Raw genomic sequence first — 17,663 nt, forward strand, 5'->3', positions numbered from 1 at the left:
ATGATTTCTAAAATTAAACATATCCATATGATCGGCATTGGTGGCTCTGGAATGAGCGGCATTGCTGAAGTATTACTGAACCTCGACTTCAACGTGACTGGTTCTGATGTATCCAACGGGGCACCTGTCCAGAGACTGCGTGGGTTGGGAGCAACAGTCAGCATTGGTCATGCTGAGGAAAATATTGGGGATGCACAGGTTGTTGTGCGTTCCACTGCTATTTCTGATGATAATCCGGAAATTGTAGCTGCTACAGAAAAGGGGATTCCAATTATCCCGCGTGCTGAGATGTTGGCAGAGCTGATGCGTCTCCGTCTTGGTATTGCTATTGCTGGTACCCACGGTAAAACCACCACCACATCTTTGACAGCTGCTATTTTTGATGAAGCGAACACAGATCCGACTGTTATCATTGGTGGCCGATTGAATGCATACGGCGCAAACGCCCGTCTTGGTGCAGGTGAATTCCTTATTGCTGAAGCTGATGAGTCTGATGGTTCTTTCCTGTGTCTTTTCCCGATTATTACAGTCGTTACTAATGTAGATTGTGATCATCTTGATTTCTATTCCGGACAGGAAGATATTGATTCAGCCTTTATCCAGTTCATGAACAGCGTGCCGTTTTATGGTGCAAACGTTGTGTGTGGCGATGACAAAGGCGTTCAGCGTCTTATCCCGCAGGTTAAGCGTCGTGTAATCACCTACGGTTTTGAAGAAGGCAACGATATCCGCGCAATAGAAAAGTGCTGTGCTGAAAAGTCCGAATTTACTGTTGTAGTAGACGGTAAAGAAATTGGCGATGTTGTACTTTCACAACCAGGACGTCACAATATTTTAAATGCTCTTGGTGCAATCGGTGTTGCAATCGAATCCGGTATTTCTGCTGAAAAATGCATCTCAGGCCTTACAGGTTTTAATGGTGTAGGTCGTCGTTTTGAGCGTAAGGGCGAACGTAACGGAGTTCTGGTAATTGATGATTATGGGCATCATCCTGTAGAAGTAGCGGCAACTATCCGCACTGCACGCCAATGTTTCCCAGAGCGTCGACTGGTTGTAGCATTTCAGCCGCATCGTTTTAGTCGCACTCAGGCTTTGTTTGGTCAGTTCTGCATCGCGTTTGAAGGTGTGGATAAGCTGTTGCTGACAGAAATTTATCCTGCTTCCGAATCTCCGATTCCTGGTATTAACGGTGAATCATTGGCGCACGGTATTCGGCAGGCGTCTTCAACTAAAGTGGAATACTGCGAAGATTTTGAAGCAGTTTCCGCGAAACTGCCGGATGAATTACAGGACGGCGATATCTTTATTACTCTTGGTGCCGGTAATATCTGGACTGTCGGTCAGGGATATCTGGACGGAGCTAGCTAATGGCGATTACGGTTCATCAGTCTTTTTCATTCAGTAAGCGAACAACGCTTCGCATGGGCGGTGATGCTCTTGCGGAAGTAGTGTTTACACATGCTGATGATTGTGAACAGTTGCCGGAGTTGCTTGCATCATTGGGTGGCGAACCGCTTGTCATTGGACGTGGTAGTAATTTGCTTGCTAAAGACGGCGAGCTGCCATTTGTGATCATAAATCCGGCTGTCACGACTGATCCTGTGTGCGTTGAAGAAACTGATGATACTGTCACTGTACATGTCGGGGCGGGCTTCCGCCTGCCCCGTTTTTTAAACTGGTGCGCCACTCGTGGGTATTCAGGGTTGGAAGGACTGGCTGGAGTACCCGGAACCGTTGGCGGTGCTGTGGCAATGAATGCCGGATCATACGGATGTGAGGTTGTAGACTGTTTAGAGTCTGTAGAAGTTTTTGAAAAAAGTATTGGCACTGTAGTGTTCAAAAAAACAGATGTAGTATTACAGTATAGACATTTTTCTATTCCAACTGTAAACGATCAGCCCGTTATTTTGAGTAGCGCATTCACGCTGCAGAAAACTGATCCTCAAAAAATTAAAAAAGTTATTGATGATAATCTAACGAGAAAAAAAGCAACTCAACCTGTTTCAGCACACAGTGCAGGCTGTGTTTTTAAGAATCCTGCAGAAGGTGTGAGTGCCGGAAAGCTTTTGGATCAGTGCGGATTTAAAGGGAAAATTCATGGCGGTGTTGCATTTTCACCGTTGCACGCAAATTTTCTTATCAACATAAATAACGGTACAAGCAAAGAAGCGTTTGAGTTGTTACATATGGCACAAAACACTGTTCTGGAACAGACCGGTTATTCATTAGAGCTTGAAGTAAAAGTAATCGGGTAACGCATAATGGCTGCAAGAAGGCAAAAAAAAGCTCCATATTCTTTAGTGAACAAAAGCTATAGACGTCTGCTTTCCGATTTTTTCCATGCAAAAGCGACTTCTTTGTTGCTTTCTTGGGCGATAACCCTCTTTACTGGATCGGCATTTATTGTCATAATAAGTGTCGGACTGTTATTCAGTTATCGTTCCATTACAAACAGTACTTTTTTTGCGGTGCAAAAAATTCAGGTTTCTGGAACTGTTCGTTTGGAACAAGAAGACGTTTTGAATCTTGCTCACCTTAAAAATGGTGACAATAGTCTCGCAGTAAATATTTCCGATATCGAATACAACCTGCTGCGCAGCCCTTGGGTTAAAAACGTATCAGTAAAGCGTCAGTTGCCGGGCGATCTCGCAATTACCATTGAAGAGCGCGAACCGCGCTACTGGATGCGGCAAGAGAATCGCATCGTATATGCAGATGAAAAAGGAAACCCTATTGACTACGTAGGCACGTACAAATTTGCCTCCCTTCCTTTTCTTTCTGTAGATGACGGAACTGAACATCTATTGCAGCGTTTGCCGCAACTGGTGGCAGAACTGGACTCCTCCAGACTTCCAGTTTCATCACACAATGCTGCATGGATTAAGCTTAGTTTAAGCGGTGGTATTACGTTGTTTCTGGAATCAGAAGATATTCTGTTGAGTATTGGAGTAGATAACTGGGCATCCAACCTGCGCCATCTTGTCGCAACAATAGATGATTTGAAGCGGCGCGGTGAATTTACAAGTGTTCGTGGTATTAAGGCTGAAGATAGAAATGTCTGGGTGAGTACTGGTACTACATCCAATCCGGCAAGTTAGATAAAGAGGAGTGTTGCATGTCTAAGTCCGACCTCATAGTGGGCCTTGATATTGGAACGACAAAAATTTGTGCCGTAGTCGGGGAGCCTTCTCCGAGCGGGGTCGATATTGTAGGCATTGGAACTGCTCCGTCCACTGGGTTGCGTAAAGGCGTTGTGGTAAATATTGAGCAGACCGTGCAGTCCATTAAGAAAGCTTTGGAAGAAGCAGAACTAATGGCAGGCTGTGAGATTGGCTCAGTATATACTGGTATTGCCGGTAGTCATATTAAAGGCTTTAACAGCCATGGCGTGATTGCTGTTAAGGGCGGTGAGGTGTGTAGCCGTGACGTGGAACGAGTTATGGATGCAGCAAAGGCTGTAGCTATTCCGCTTGACCGCGAAGTAATTCACACATTACCACAAGAATTTATTGTCGATGATCAGCATGGTATTGCTGATCCGCTCGGCATGGCAGGCGTTCGTCTTGAAGTTCGTGTGCATATCGTGACAGGGGCAGTGACAAGCGCTCAGAATATTGTGCGTTCATGTCACAGAAGCGGCCTTGATGTTTCTGATATTGTGCTTGAAGCATGGGCGTCTTCCAAAGCTGTACTTACTGCAGAAGAAAACGAAATTGGTGTTGCGTTGGTAGATATCGGTGGTGGAACTACTGATATTGCCGTATTCGCAGACGATTCTGTTAAGCACACAGCTGTGCTGCCACTTGGTGGACAGAATCTGACTAATGACATTGCTTTTGGTTTGCGTACTCCGATGGTGAGTGCGGAAAAGATTAAAATTAAGTACGGCTGTGCACTGGCTGAAATAGTGCAGGGTGATGAAGTTATCGAAGTACCAAGCGTTGGTGGTAGAGAGCCTAGAAAACTTTCCCGTCAAGTTTTGGCAGAAATTTGTGAACCACGCATGGAAGAGATTCTTACTCTTGTGGATCAGGAGCTTATTCGTTCCGGCTTTAAGAATCTTATTGGTGCGGGTATTGTTCTTACCGGTGGTACTTCTCTTATTGAAGGCTGCCAGGAACTTGGTGAGCAAATCTTTGGACTTCCGACCCGTATCGGGTACCCGCGAGGCGTGGGCGGTCTGAAGGATGTCGTTAACAGCCCTAAGTTCGCAACAGCGGTTGGTCTGCTCAATTACGGATCTGAAAAAGAAGATTTTGATATTCATTTCAGTAGCAGTAGTCCAAGCCGCGAAAGTTCTATGTTCAACCGTGTACTGACTACAATGAAAAAATGGTTTACAGATGTCTCTTAGACGCTCCTGTAAATAGTAATACGTTAATGGGTCTACAAGTAACCTAGGTATTGGCAAAAGGAGAGGCGTATGGAATTTCATGAAATAGAAAACGACAGCCAAGCGAAGATTAAGGTTGTCGGTGTTGGTGGCGGCGGAGGTAATGCCGTTAACAACATGATTAGCTCCGTACTAAAAGGTGTTACGTTTATTACTGCAAACACTGACGTACAGGCGCTTAATAATTCCCAGGCAGAAATTAAGATTCAACTTGGTGATAAGCTCACAAAAGGTCTTGGTGCAGGCGCAAACCCTGCAGTTGGCCGTGAAGCTGCAATGGAATCTGTTGACCAGATTCGTAACGCAATCGGCGAAGCGGATATGGTTTTTGTTACCGCAGGCATGGGTGGTGGTACCGGTACTGGTGCTGCACCTGTAATTGCACAGGTAGCAAAAGAAATGGGTGCTCTTACCGTTGGTGTAGTAACCAAGCCTTTCTTCTTTGAAGGTAAAAAGCGTCAGGAAGCTGCTGACGCCGGTATTGAAGCATTCCGCGAGCATGTGGATTCCTTGATTACCATCCCTAACGATCGTCTGCTTTCTTTGGCTTCCAAAAAAGCAACCTTCGTTGAAATGCTTAAGAAAGCTGATGAAGTGTTGTACTTCGCAGTTAAAGGCATTTCCGACCTTATTATGGTTCCAGGTCTCATTAACCTTGACTTTGCTGATGTAAAAGCGGTTATGGGTGAGTCCGGTCTTGCTATGATGGGTTCCGGCAGTTCTGTTGGTGAAGGCCGTGCGCGTGAAGCTGCAATGAAGGCAATCACCAGTCCACTGCTTGAAGATGTTTCTATTGATGGTGCTCGTGGTGTTCTTATGAACATTACCTGTGGTCCTGACCTTACTATTGATGAAGTTAGCGAAGCCGCTGGCGCAATTCAGGAAGCAGCACACGACGATGCACGTATCTTCTTTGGTACTGTGTTCGACGATACTGTTGGCGATGAAATGCGTATTACTGTTATCGCTACTGGTATTGATACTATGGATACAGGAACACAGGGAAACGGATCAGGCGTTGCGGTTAACAGCAATGGTGCACGCAGCGTAACGTCTCTTTCATCCGCCCGTGCAAGTGCACCACGTGCCGAAACAGCTTCTGCTCCGCAGACTCAGGCATACCAAGCTCCACAGTCACAGGCATATCAGGCACCTCAGGCGCAACCTGCTCAGGCAGCACCTGTACAGCCAGTTCAGCCAGCGCCAGTTCAGGCTCCTCAGACTCAGGAAGCACCAGCTGCGCCACAGCAGCCAGCACAGCCTGTACAGCAGGTTTATACTGCTCAAGCTGCTCCTGCACAGGCCGTTCAGCCTGTACAGCCAGTGCCGCAGCCACAGCCAGTTGCTGCTCCTCGTGTTGAGCCCAAGATGGATATCACTCATCCAGAGCCAGCACGTGAAGGCTACGATTTTAAAGCAGACGACACCAACGTGCCAACGTATATCCGTCGTAGTGCACAGGCTGCACAGCGTGCACACAAAGTACGTCATGCTCATGAGCCAGGCAAAGACACTTTCGTTTTCGAGGAAGATTTCGAAATTCCGTCTTTTATCCGTAAGCAGGCTGATTAAAAAATTAGGCACACGATGGTGTGCCGCGTAGCTGATAGAACAGAGTGATTCTGTTACAGACACACCGTTCGGGGGAAGGGCGTTCTATGAGCTTTCGCTTTAGATAGTAGACCCTGTCTCTGAGCAGTACTCACGCCTCTCTGCTTAGAAACAGTTTAAAAGCGCTGTTCAGTAAAACTGAACAGCGCTTTTTGTTTGTGAATAGAGCGCGCGGGAACACCACGGTTAAGTGGTGGCTTATTTTTTCCGCTTGATATGGAAAACCGCACGTCCTTCAGCTTGTACGGTATCCGGAGTAGACGCACTGTAGGTGCGTACATGTACGTTAGCAATAGAATTAGACAACATGCGAACCTCGCCTTCACCGAGTAAATCTTCCAGCATCGCTGGTCGTTGGTAATCTACACGAAGGTCAATTGTTGCGGTTTTATCTTCCGGTCCCAAGTGGGTCCACAACGTAGAAGCTGCAATAATATCAACAAACATGGCAGAGATACCGCCATGTAAAATTCCACGCTCCATGTTTCCACCAAACTCTTCTTTGTATGGCAGGCGTAATTTTATGAAGCCAGGCTTTGCATCAATAACTTGAATGTTAAGAAAACGATGAAATGGGCTGCCGGATTCAATAAAGTCTATAAGTTCGTGGTGAATATCTTTCATACACAACAGTGTATGGAGAAATGAAGCTCTCTGCAATCGCAATACAATATGAGTGAATAAGAAGGCAGGAGAATTTAGTTGTATTTTCGGGAGGAATCTGCCCTTCATCTTTAAGCAGGGTGTATCCTTAATTGTGGGGTGAGCGCTTAGCTGTTGTCCATAGAATACGTTAAGAAGAATATGTGCCGCATAAGGGGAGCTGTTTAAATGAGAAAAGCTCAGAACCAAAGAAGAGTTCTGAGCTTTTGTTTTTGAGAAAGTTCTGAGAGGTAACGTATTAGTCGCAATGTAAGTCTTTAACAGTTGTCCAGTCTTGTACGTGAGCTTCTTCGTAAAGGCGTTGAAAGTTACGTCTTACTTTCTGGCGTGTGAAGTATGGGATGTAGAGGTTTATTTGACTGCGGTAAATTCGACGGTTTTTCTGAAAGTCGATCAACACAGGGGTTCGGTTGTCTCGAACGAGAACATTTCGTAGTGCTACGCCGAAATGATCGAGTGAGTGTTTATGGAAAACCTCACGACGAATTTGTTCAAGCTTGCAGAAGAACGCATCAGGGAGTGGTTCACCTTTGTAGTGATCAAGGCTTGGTGCGGTTGTCCCTTCGGCTGTCATGACTCGTTCCATGACGAGGCCACGAACGCCGATGGATGTCATTTGCATACCATCTATATGGACAAAGTTTTTTTTGAGGTTGTCCGGCACACATTTCATAATTTTCTGGTAGTTGGCGTATTCAAATTCGAGCATGTTGTCGATGCCGTATTTTTTCTTTGCAACTAGATTTGGATCGGGCTTTTCTCCTTGATACTTACGATGTGGTGCAAGCACCTTCACGCATTTATTAGGTGCGTCTTTTACTACGTAAATATTGCTCCAACCACCAACGGAAGAAATTAATTCACCAAGTTCAATCATAGTTCTTTCTACAGTCCTAAATTAATCGTAAGTCAAAGTCGCGTTGTAGCTTCTTGCTAAATTCTTAGCAAGTGTCTCCTGACGATCGCTATGTTCCTTTCATAGAAAGTATGTTGTTATCGTACAGGTGACCTTACTATGTGAGGCGAACGTCTACCATATCTTAAAACAATATCAGATTTAATTGTAGACAACCTGTCGGTTACTAGAAACTGGCTTTTTTTCTTCGGAGATTTGTCTGAGGTAAAAGAGCCTAGCAAGCAAAAAGAAAGCCCCGCAAGAGCGGGGCTTGTGATTACCTGTGTGCCATTTGGCGAAGTCGGCTTACGCGTTCTTCAATTGGCGGGTGAGTGCTAAACAGTTTTGCTAAGTTGGCGCCAGAAAACGGGTTAACAATAAACATGTGCGCAGTTGCTTCACCACCATGCTGCATTGGTACACGCTGTGAGTAGGCATTCAGCTTTTCAAGTGCTGAAGCGAGATACAGCGGATTGCCGCACAGGTTTGCACCTGTGTCGTCAGCAAGGTATTCGCGGGAACGGGAAATTGCGAACTGGATAAGGCTGGCTGCGATTGGTGCCACAAACGCAAGCAGCAGCGCCGCAAACGGGTTAGAGCCTTCTTCATCGTCTCCACCGCCAAAACCGAAGATAGCGGCAAACTGCATGAAGTTAGCGATACTGACGATGGCTGATGCCAGAACACCTGCAATGGATTGGATCAGAATGTCACGGTTGGTGATATGTCCAATTTCGTGTGCCAGAACGCCTTTTAGTTCTTCCGTGGAAAGAAGCTGCATAATGCCCTGAGTTACAGCAACAACGCCGTGTTCAGGGTCGCGGCCTGTTGCAAATGCGTTTGGTGCCTGTTCTGGGATTACACAGATACGTGGTTTAGGGATACCAGCTTTGTACGCGAGCTCTTCTACTATCTGATGCAGAACAGGTGCATCCTGAGGACCAACTTCCTGTGCTCCGTACATGCGAAGAACAATCTTATCAGAGTACCAGTAGCTACCCACGTTCATGAGAAGCGCCAGAGCAAAAGCGATAATGATTCCGCCTTTACCACCAAGTGCACCACCCAGAACGATAATAATACCGGAGAGTAGGGCAAGTAACATCATTGTTTTTAAGTTGCTTGTCATTGTTCTCGAGTCTCCTTACGAAAATAAACAATTGCCTGAATGAATATGAATAATTCCTTTAACTGGAATGTATAAGACGCGCCAGAAAAAAGGCAACCTTTCGAGTGGAAAAGGTTGCCTAACTTATTGGAACGTTATTCTTCTTTGTAGATTATTTGTTGAAGATGAGCATATGGAACTTTCGGATTAATTCCGGTGTGGTCTCAGAGTACCAGTGTCCAGTTAGAACTGCTGTGCTATAAAAGACCATTAGAGTCCCCAAACAACCAATGGCGATAGTTACAAATGGAACTTTCTTGTTGAACGTGCGGACGGTAAGGCATTTATTAACAGGGCAAACTCCCACACATTCTGCACAGCCTATACACTCTGGTGAGTGTATAACACTGCGCTCGTCAACATGGATAGCTGATGGGCAGATTTTTCTACATTTACCACAGGACACACAAATTTCTGTATTACGGGTAATGGCGGTAGGGCTGAATGTGGAGCATAAACCGAGCAACGCACCATAAGGACAGAGAAAGCGGCACCAGAAGTTGCGGATGAAAAGGGAAAGAGCCGCGAGGACAGCAATGATGAGAAGTGTGGTTCCAGATGGGGCTAGGAAGAATGTCAGCATCTTGGAATCTGCAACATAGTTGTACGGAAGCGTAAGGAAGCTTTCGATCTGACGTGTGCTCATTTTGATAACAATGAAGTACACAAAGCCACCTAGAATAAGATATTTGGGTACTGAAAGAATGTGTTCTACTTTAGTTGGCAGTTCTTTTTGCAGTTTTAGCTTGCGTCCGAGTTGTTCAACAAGGTTGGATACAAATCCTACTGGACAGATATAGCCACAAAAGCTTTTACGGAAAAGAAGCGCCATCCAGATGAAAGCAAAAAAGAGTGTTAATCCAGCTGGGTGAACCATGTCCCATTTGTTAGTAAGGATGAAACGTTTAGCCGCCATAAGCGCGCTGATAGGAAGAAAGGCTTCAACGGACGGAGGCTTTGGAACGAACTCGGAAGATTGACCGATTGCCCAGAGGAAGTGCTGGAAGAGGCGGTAGCCAATAAAGAGACAGAAAAAGAGAAAAAGACACTGGATAACGCGCCGTAGAGCATGGGGCGTCACAATCTTTTGAGACATAGTCTTCAAACCTCGTCTACGTTTGGTTAAAAAAAAATATAGCAATGCCTACCAAGAAATACCGCTGAGAGGTGTTACCTATCTGTCGCCTAGCTGACATTTCTTTATTTATGAGAGCAAACTAGTTGCCTCACACTAGACTGGGTATTGTAAGCCTGATTATGGATAACGAACCCAATCTCAGTTGGAGTTAATGGAATAGTGTTTTTTGTGGCTGCAAGCTGCTATCTGGTTACAAGATAAAAAATCTCGCACATAGAGCGAGATCGTAAGCAATAACATGCGGGAATGCTGTGCTGTAGGGCACAAAAAAGGACATGTACTGCAGCAGTTCATGTCCTAAAAAAGACCGACGGTCCGGTCAACCCGTACTTTGTGGTACGTGGTTGCGGTCGTTAGCTAGTTTTTTTGATGTAGCGCAGTGCGCCAAGTACACAAGCTAAGCCGAGAAAAAAGAAAAAGAAATCCATTCTGTCACTCCTTGTCTGTTGAGCCTGCCAGCTCTTGAAATCTTTTAGCCCACGCAGGATACATACTGTAAATCACTGAGATTCACAAGAAGATAGAATTGGTAAAGGTGCTGTAATTCCTTGGGAGAGAGGCGGTTAGGATGTGAGCTCTGCAAAAGCTTTGGCTGCTTCACTGGCAAATTTGCATACGAGAGCCTTGTTTTTCCTACCGGTAGAATCTTCAACTCCGGTATGAGCGTCAACACCTGCCGGTTTTACGGTGCGGATGGCATTGGCGACGTTTTCAGGATTCAGCCCCCCTGCAAGAATGACAGGGTGTGGAGAGTGTTGCACAAGCTGAGCGGAAATGCTCCAGTCATGTGTCAGACCAGTTGCGCCGTCGGCTCCGTTTTTTGGATTGTGCGTATCGGTAATGTATGCATCAACAAAAGGGGCTGTTTCAGTTACGGCCTGTAGGAGTGCTTCTTTGTTGCTGCCATCAGCCTGCACGACGAGTGATTTGATGATGTAAAGATGTGGTGCAATGCGTGCAAGCTTTTGCAGCTCTTCTAACTCAATGTGGCCATGTAATTGTACATGGGCGACATCAAGTTCACGGCAGAATTGCATAATATCTTCAGCATGATCTAAATATGTGATGCAGACAGGAATAATTTTATTGCGAGTTTCGCGGATGATTGTGCGAGCTTCGTCTTCTGTGATGTCTTCTTTGTTGACCGGCAAACGTAATGGCAGCCCCACACAGTGCACTCCACAATCTGCAAGCATAAGAGTTTCTTGCGTATCGTGAACTCCAGCAATCTGTGTGAGGCTGTTAAATTTTGAATGTTTATTCAGCATACGTGTCAGTTAAAACGGACGTGAATGCATTTTACGGTTTTTAAAGTATACGCTTTCCTTGTAGCCGAAGCGACGTGCATGTTCTTCCAGTTTGTCAAAGCTGAATGCTACAGATGTAGTGGAGTGTGCATCAGAACCGAAGGTAATCGGCAATTCAAGCTTGCTGGCGATTCCCATGATTGTTTCACCTGGGTAGATTTCCTGACAAAATTTGCGGATACCGGCAGAAGAAATCTCCATGGACATGCCTGCGTCACGGACGGCAGTAAGAGCTTTGTTTACTAAAACTTGCGCTTCTTCTGTTGCAATCCACTTAGTAAAATCATCGCAGGAGAAAATTTTAATGATGTCCGGATGAGCAATAGTGTCGAAAATACCTGTTTCAGCCATGGTGATCATGGTGCTGTAGTATTTTTCGTAGATTGCTGCCAGTTCATTGTAGTGGAGAGACTCCCAGTCCGCTTTTGCGTAATCGAATCCCCAGTTTTCCAAAAAATGAATGCCGCAGAGCACATAGTCAAATTCATGCTTGGCAAGTTCGGTTTTAATGAAATCCTCGTTGCCTTCCATCCAATCCATCTCGATACCCAGCAGAACAGTAACGTCGTCTTTGTTATCTTTCAGCGCTGTTACTTTTTCAATGTAGGTGTCCCAATGTGCTGCTAAATGGTCTCTGTATTCCCGTGGATAATTCATGTTCAGTGGACGTGCAGAGTGTTCAGAAAAGCCGAATACACGAATCCCTTTTTTTATGGCAGCTTCGTACATTTCTTCCGGGGTGGCTTTGCCGTGGGAGAACAGCGTGTGTATGTGGGTATCAACGGAGATCATACTAATCCTGAATTAGGGTTTAGGGTTTTCAACGACGATTGCAAAGGCTTTGCGTACAGCATCTTCTATTTCATTGTCACGGACAGGGTCACGTAAAACGATGGTTCCTTGCTGTGCATACCTTGCTGGAAGAGAATTAAGTGCTAATGCGTAAATGTCAAATAAGTCTTTTTCAGATGGCTGATAATATGGAGGAGTTTCCATAACCTTTTTGATCATCTTAATCACGCGTGCTTCGTTTCGGTTTCTGATACCAAAAAAATCCACATCGTTAAGAAGGTATTTTTCGTTAGGCATATGTTTCCCTTGCAGTTTTTTTTATAAAATACACACAATACCGTAGGCTCGCAACGAATAACACTGCAAGCGGGGAGCTACCAATGCAATCTGTTAGAATTGAATAAAATACAAAGAGCCCGCAGGGTCGGGCTTCTGCGGGCTCTTTGTATATAGTGGGCTCGAGTTTTAGGGTAACAACCTATGAGAGCTTTTTCTGCATACGTGCTCGAAGCATAATAGCCAGAAAGTTCATGCTTAAAACAAGTGCAATCAACACAAGCGCTGTTCCATATTGCAGGTGGCGGGTCTGCTCAATGTCTGTACCTGCTGTTGCTAGAACATAGATGTGATATGGCAGCGCCATAACGCTGTCGAAAACGGAATGTGGAAGTTCTGGTGAAAAGAACATTGCTGCTGTGAACATGATAGCTGCTGTTTCACCGGCTGCACGTCCTACAGAGAGGATAGCACCGGTTAAAATACCAGGAGCTGCGGCTGGCAACACAATATGATAAATGGTCTGCCATTTTGTAGCACCAAGTCCTAATGAAGCTTCACGATAAGTGGGGGAAACACTCTTCAGCGCTTCTTCGGAGGCACCGATAATAAGAGGTAAGACAAGAGCTGCGAGTGTGAGAATACCTGCAAGGAGGGAAACCCCCATTCCAAGAACCGTAACAAAGAGTGATAAGCCGAATAGACCAAACACTACAGAGGGGACGCCTGCAAGGTTGTTAATGGCCAGTCGAATCAGGTGGACAACTTTGCCCGGTCTTGCATATTCGTGAAGGTATATTGCTGTAGCAACGCCCCATGGTAGGGCAATGAGCATGGAACCGTAAGAAAGGGCAATTGTCCCTAGGATACATGGGAAAATGCCGCCTTCAGTCATGGCGTTGCGTGGGTTTTCCAATAAAAATTCCCAAGAGATGGCCGGGGCGCCGTAGTAGAGCACAAAGCCGCAGATAATGGCTAATGCAAGTGCGTTAACAGCTACACATAGCTTGAATAGCGTGAACATGCATTTTTGTTTTAAATGCCGTATGGAGTGTGTTTTGGATGTGGCAGGAGGAAGCTGTGCCATAGGGACTCCTGTGGTGTCTGCTAATTGGGACATTCTTTTCTCCTTACTGTTACAGCGACGCCGTGCCGGTTTGTTTTTTCTTTTCTGCAACATACGCTGCAAGAATGTTGAATATCAGAGTGAACATGAACAGAACCATGGCTGTTGCAAAGAGAGCATAGTAATGGTCACTTTGGTATGGTGCTTCTGCCATCTCTGCGGCAATGGAAGCAGGCATTGGACGTACCGGATCAAAAATTGAACCCGGTATCATAGCTGCGCCGCCAGCAACCATGAGAACAACTATTGTTTCACCGATAGAACGTGCCATGCCAAGGATAACAGCTGTGCTGATGCCCGAAAGGGACGCAGGGACAACCACATTGGCAATGGTTTGCCATTTTGTTGCACCAAGAGCTAGGGAGGCAGCTCTAAGTTCCTCCGGTACGCTGTAGATGGCATCTTCTGCAATAGATGTGATTGTTGGAACTGCCATAAAAGCAAGCATCACAGAAGCGTTAAACAGGTTTAGTCCTGTGGCGATTCCAAACCACTCCTGAAGCATTGGTGCTACTACCACCATGCCAAAAAAACCGATAACAACGGAAGGAAGTGCTTGCAGCATTTCAACAAGCGGTTTGATGATGCCGCGCATGCGTGGTGTTGCTATTTCTGCAAGATAGATTGCAGTCATCAGCCCGAGGGGAATTGCAATACAGGAAGAGAGCACTGTTACCGCAAGGGAACCGACAATCATCGGGAAAATGCCGAAGTCTGGCGGATCGTCAGTTGGATACCAGTATTGCCCGAAGATAAAATCCGTGAAGGAAACTTTTTGAAAGATAGGCAATCCCTCAAAAATGAGAAAAAACATAATGAGGGTAAGGACGAGAATACTCGTTGAGGCAATGGCAAAAAAGCTGCCGTGAATTGCCATTTCCTTATGTTGTCTTGTAATCCGCATAGCATGTCCCTAATAGTGCAGATGTATGAAACCTGCCTCTCCTTGAAGGTAAGGAAAGGCAGGTTGATAGTTCGGCTGCTTGCCTAGCGGCGGATGAAGCCAGCCTGCTCGACGATATCCTGACCTTTCGGAGAAAGAATGAATTCAACGAGGTTAGTTGCATCTGGAGAAGGTTTAGAAGTGGTGTAGATCTGCAGGGTCCGTGCTACTGGGTAGGTTTTGTCTTTAGCAGTTTTTGCGCTACCCATGACGCTGTCTACAGAAAGTGATTTAACCGTATCGTTGATGTAACCAATGCCGTCGTATGCGATAGCGTTTTTGTTTTTCGCTACAGCCTGAAGTACAGCACCAGAAGAAGCCTGAAGAAGTGCACCAGGGAATACTCGTGCTTTCTTCATGATAATTTTGTGCCAGGTTTCGTAAGTACCGGAAGATGTGTCACGGGAGATAACGATAATTTTACCGTCGGTGCCGCCAACTTCTTTCCAGTTAGTAATTTTGCCTTCGTAGATCGCTTTAAGCTGATCAGAAGTGAGGTTGTCTACTGTGTTGGATGGGTGAACAATAGGGATAACAGCATCAAGTGCAATAACGTGTTCAACCGGTTTGATGTTTTTAGATTCAGCAAGCTTGATCTCTTTTCCTTTCATTGTGCGGGATGCCATAGCTATATCTGTGCTGCCGTCGAGAAGCGCTTTGATACCGTTTGAAGATCCGCCACCAGAAACAGCTACTGGAGTACCGGTTTCAGCGATGAATGCTTCAACAGCACGTTGCATGATAGGAAGTACAGTAGTGGAGCCTTTTACGGTAACAGAATTAGCTGCCATAGCAGGAACAGTAAGGGTTACAACTAAAAAAGCAGAAAGAATATAGTACCAAGGACGCATAATGATTCCTCCAAAATTAAAAGCATAGATAGTTTTCGTTGCGTTGGGTGGAAAGTAATGAAGCAGTGTTACGAAAAAGTGTCGCATGTTGCACAAGTCTGTGACGCAATGTGATAACTATGTTTCGGTGTTTTTTACCTGCAAAAATAAAAGGATGGAGATTTTTTCTCCATCCTTAAGTAGCATGTTTCTGTCGAACTTACGGTAAAACAAGGTTAATGAGACGCGCAATGTTACGAATATGTGGATCATGCTGTTTTTCCAGCCAAAGGAAGTGAAGCAATGCATCCATAGGAGCTTCAGGGAACAGCTCCTTTGCTCTCTGGAGGACACTGGCTGCTTTTAAGTAATCAGGGGCAGTGCCGGAGAGCATTTTGATTAACTTTGCTTCTACCTTGTCCATTGTTATTTTAGGGTCAAATTGCTTACGAGAGATCCAGTGGAGTAGGTATCTGCGCAAGCAGCGTATTTGCTCTGCATCAAGCTGTACTTCGCAGTGCTCAGAGAAGATATAGCCTTCAATAAGTGCTGGACATATGATTTCCCAGAGATGGCCTGCTGGTTGATCGTACTGGCTTTCAGTCCATGTTTCGAAGAGCACTGTAGCATCCAGCCCTAGTGGGGTGTATGTTGCGACAAGGTCATCAATTACGTGCTGCATGAAGTGGTAGGTAATCGACTGCCGTTTATTTCGAGGCAGAGAGGTGTAGCTGCAACTTTGTTTCCCTTTTCCTTCAACAGTGGCGCTAACTGTAGTGCTGTTTATGAAGCCGTGCGGGAGTTTGGCAGATTGCCATGTAAGATTAATTCCTACCTTGGAGTCCTTCCAAAATATGACAGCACTTCCTGAAAAGTGGTTGTTTTCTACATTGTCCGGAGTGAGTTTAACGGTGACATTGTTCCATGAAACAATGCTTGTTTTTCCTTCTTGCGGAAAATCCTTGTCGTTCTCAACTAGTAGGAGTGCCTGAAGTAATAATGATGCTTCAGATTCTCTGCGGGGGAGTACTCTGTCATGTAAAAGGTCTTTGCCTGTTTTATGTTCTGTTTTGTTGGAGACAGCGCTTTCGAGTATTTCTTCAAAGTCATCAAGACGAGTGTGCCCTTCAAACTCTGCTAGAATGTCTAGCGCGTGTAAGGCAAAGGACAGGGCATTTTTGGGTTCAATTCGCGTTAATTCGTCAAAGAACCATGCACAGCTTGCAAAACTGGAAAGTGCCTGCTCCTGCATAAACATGAGAAGGGTGGCTTCGTGTCGTTGCTGGGCTGTTAGTCCATCACGGACATAAGCAGATAAGAAGTCATCAAGGTGTGTTTTTCCGGAAAGGACAGTACCGTATGCATACAGTGCTTTTTCTGGTGCGTTGTAATATTCGTGTGCTTTTAAATCAAAGTAATTGTCCACGCAGTCTTTCATGAAATTCAGGGCGTCACGCAAGGGCTTGCGCCATTTTTGATTCCACCCCGGATGGCCGCCATCAGTACAGCCACAGTTACTCTGCCAGCGTTCTACGCCGTGCGCGCAGCTCCAGGCAGAAGGTTCATGCAACCGAACCTGTATTTGCGGCGGATGACTTGCAAGGAATGCTGCAAGGTTTGTTAGTTCGATATTGTCCCGCTCTGTGCGTGCGTTGTTTATTACATGGGCAAGAGCCATTTCGCCGAACTTACAATGATGGCCGTATGTTTCTCCATCAGTGCTGATTGTAAGGATGCCGTTGTTGGCAAATGACGCAATTTTTTTCCAAAACTTTTCACCGTCAGCAAGAAGTCGTTCAAACGCTACTGCCTGTGATATATCTGCCTCATAAAAGAATATAGCGATAGAACGTCCGCTTGGAAGATCGATACGGTATGGTATGGACGTGTCAAATGAGTTGCCATTGACTGTGTACCATTCTCCGTTGTTTTCTATAGCATCTGCCTGATGCGGCGAAAGAATGGTGAACTTGATGTCATGTGCTGCCAGTACCTCAAGAGTCTCTGTGTCTACAGCACACTCCGCAAGCCACATTCCTTCCGGACGTCTTTCAAAACGTCTTTCAAAGTCTTCAATTGCCCACTGCACTTCGAGCTCTTTATCTCTATTTTTTGCCAGTGGGAGAATGCTGTGATGATAGACTTGGGCAATGGCATTGCCGTGCCCGAACCTACGGATACTTGCTTTGTCTGCTTCAATGATACGGTTGTAGAGGTCGGGGAATGCTGTTTCCATCCAGCGCATGAGTGTCGGACCGACATTGAAACTGATCCATTCGTAGCAGTTTACCAGTTCGATAATATTACCATTGCCATTAAGACGTCTGGCAAAGGCAAGCGGGTTGTAGCTTTCGCGTGTAATTCGCTCATTCCAGTTGAGCATAGGGGCAGCGCTGCCTTCCGGCATTATTTCGCCGAGCCATGGGTCTTCGCGGGGGGGCTGATAAAAGTGACCGTGAATACAGAGATAACGAGACATATATCCTCCGTAATGCTTCAATTCGGAAAAATTGTACCATAA

The 17,663-nt window shown here is 45.6% G+C and carries 16 protein-coding genes; 5 read left to right on the forward strand and 11 right to left on the reverse strand.

From position 1 onward, the window contains the following. The 5 genes from murC to ftsZ all read left to right on the forward strand — a co-directional run bounded on the left by murC (window position 1) and on the right by ftsZ (window position 5,965). Window positions 1-1,368, forward strand: coding sequence for a UDP-N-acetylmuramate--L-alanine ligase (gene murC, locus BUR09_RS11130; protein ID WP_074217002.1), 1,368 nt, complete (start codon window positions 1-3; stop codon window positions 1,366-1,368). Further along, window positions 1,368-2,255, forward strand: a complete 888-nt coding sequence (gene murB, locus BUR09_RS11135; protein WP_074217003.1) for a UDP-N-acetylmuramate dehydrogenase — start codon at window positions 1,368-1,370, stop codon at window positions 2,253-2,255. Before murC ends, murB begins: the two co-directional genes overlap by 1 nt. A gap of 6 nt (window positions 2,256-2,261) precedes the next feature. Beyond that, window positions 2,262-3,098 (forward strand): cell division protein FtsQ/DivIB, encoded by an 837-nt coding sequence (locus tag BUR09_RS11140; RefSeq protein ID WP_074217004.1) that lies wholly within the window; start codon window positions 2,262-2,264, stop codon window positions 3,096-3,098. Between the two features lie 17 nt (window positions 3,099-3,115). Continuing rightward, window positions 3,116-4,354 carry a cell division protein FtsA gene (gene ftsA, locus BUR09_RS11145; protein ID WP_074217005.1) on the forward strand — a complete coding sequence of 413 codons (1,239 nt, stop codon included), beginning with the start codon at window positions 3,116-3,118 and terminating at the stop codon, window positions 4,352-4,354. Between the two features lie 69 nt (window positions 4,355-4,423). Next, entirely contained in the window at window positions 4,424-5,965 is a 1,542-nt protein-coding gene (ftsZ, locus tag BUR09_RS11150) for a cell division protein FtsZ (protein WP_074217006.1), read from the forward strand. 237 nt (window positions 5,966-6,202) lie between these two features. Here the strand turns inward: ftsZ and BUR09_RS11155 are convergent, their stop codons facing one another. The 11 genes from BUR09_RS11155 to BUR09_RS11205 all read right to left on the reverse strand — a co-directional run bounded on the left by BUR09_RS11155 (window position 6,203) and on the right by BUR09_RS11205 (window position 17,621). Further along, entirely contained in the window at window positions 6,203-6,628 is a 426-nt protein-coding gene (locus tag BUR09_RS11155; protein ID WP_074217007.1) for a PaaI family thioesterase, read from the reverse strand. 277 nt (window positions 6,629-6,905) lie between these two features. After that, window positions 6,906-7,544, reverse strand: coding sequence for a YrbL family protein (locus tag BUR09_RS11160; protein WP_074217008.1), 639 nt, complete (start codon window positions 7,542-7,544; stop codon window positions 6,906-6,908). 295 nt (window positions 7,545-7,839) lie between these two features. Beyond that, window positions 7,840-8,691 (reverse strand): zinc metalloprotease HtpX, encoded by an 852-nt coding sequence (gene htpX, locus BUR09_RS11165; protein WP_074217009.1) that lies wholly within the window; start codon window positions 8,689-8,691, stop codon window positions 7,840-7,842. A gap of 151 nt (window positions 8,692-8,842) precedes the next feature. Beyond that, a complete protein-coding gene (locus BUR09_RS11170; RefSeq protein WP_074217010.1) occupies window positions 8,843-9,826 on the reverse strand; it encodes a 4Fe-4S binding protein in 984 nt (327 codons plus the stop codon). Between the two features lie 605 nt (window positions 9,827-10,431). Next, a complete protein-coding gene (locus tag BUR09_RS11175) occupies window positions 10,432-11,136 on the reverse strand; it encodes a phosphoribosylanthranilate isomerase (RefSeq protein WP_074217011.1) in 705 nt (234 codons plus the stop codon). 9 nt (window positions 11,137-11,145) lie between these two features. After that, window positions 11,146-11,967 carry a histidinol-phosphatase gene (locus tag BUR09_RS11180; RefSeq protein WP_074217012.1) on the reverse strand — a complete coding sequence of 274 codons (822 nt, stop codon included), beginning with the start codon at window positions 11,965-11,967 and terminating at the stop codon, window positions 11,146-11,148. Between the two features lie 12 nt (window positions 11,968-11,979). Continuing rightward, entirely contained in the window at window positions 11,980-12,264 is a 285-nt protein-coding gene (locus BUR09_RS11185; protein WP_074217013.1) for a late competence development ComFB family protein, read from the reverse strand. Window positions 12,265-12,445: 181 nt separating this feature from the next. Further along, on the reverse strand, window positions 12,446-13,330 hold the full coding sequence (gene pstA / locus BUR09_RS11190) for a phosphate ABC transporter permease PstA (protein ID WP_074217058.1): 885 nt from the start codon (window positions 13,328-13,330) through the stop codon (window positions 12,446-12,448). A gap of 49 nt (window positions 13,331-13,379) precedes the next feature. Then, the gene (pstC, locus tag BUR09_RS11195) at window positions 13,380-14,273 is read right to left on the reverse strand and encodes a phosphate ABC transporter permease subunit PstC (RefSeq protein WP_074217014.1); all 894 of its coding nucleotides are present in this window, start codon (window positions 14,271-14,273) and stop codon (window positions 13,380-13,382) included. Window positions 14,274-14,356: 83 nt separating this feature from the next. After that, window positions 14,357-15,163: a phosphate ABC transporter substrate-binding protein gene (locus BUR09_RS11200; RefSeq protein WP_074217015.1), complete on the reverse strand. Its 807-nt coding sequence runs from the start codon at window positions 15,161-15,163 to the stop codon at window positions 14,357-14,359. Between the two features lie 199 nt (window positions 15,164-15,362). Continuing rightward, on the reverse strand, window positions 15,363-17,621 hold the full coding sequence (locus tag BUR09_RS11205) for a DUF3536 domain-containing protein (RefSeq protein ID WP_074217016.1): 2,259 nt from the start codon (window positions 17,619-17,621) through the stop codon (window positions 15,363-15,365). Window positions 17,622-17,663 lie beyond the last annotated feature (42 nt).

The sequence above is a fragment of the Halodesulfovibrio marinisediminis DSM 17456 genome (assembly GCF_900129975.1).
GTDB lineage: Bacteria > Desulfobacterota > Desulfovibrionia > Desulfovibrionales > Desulfovibrionaceae > Halodesulfovibrio > Halodesulfovibrio marinisediminis.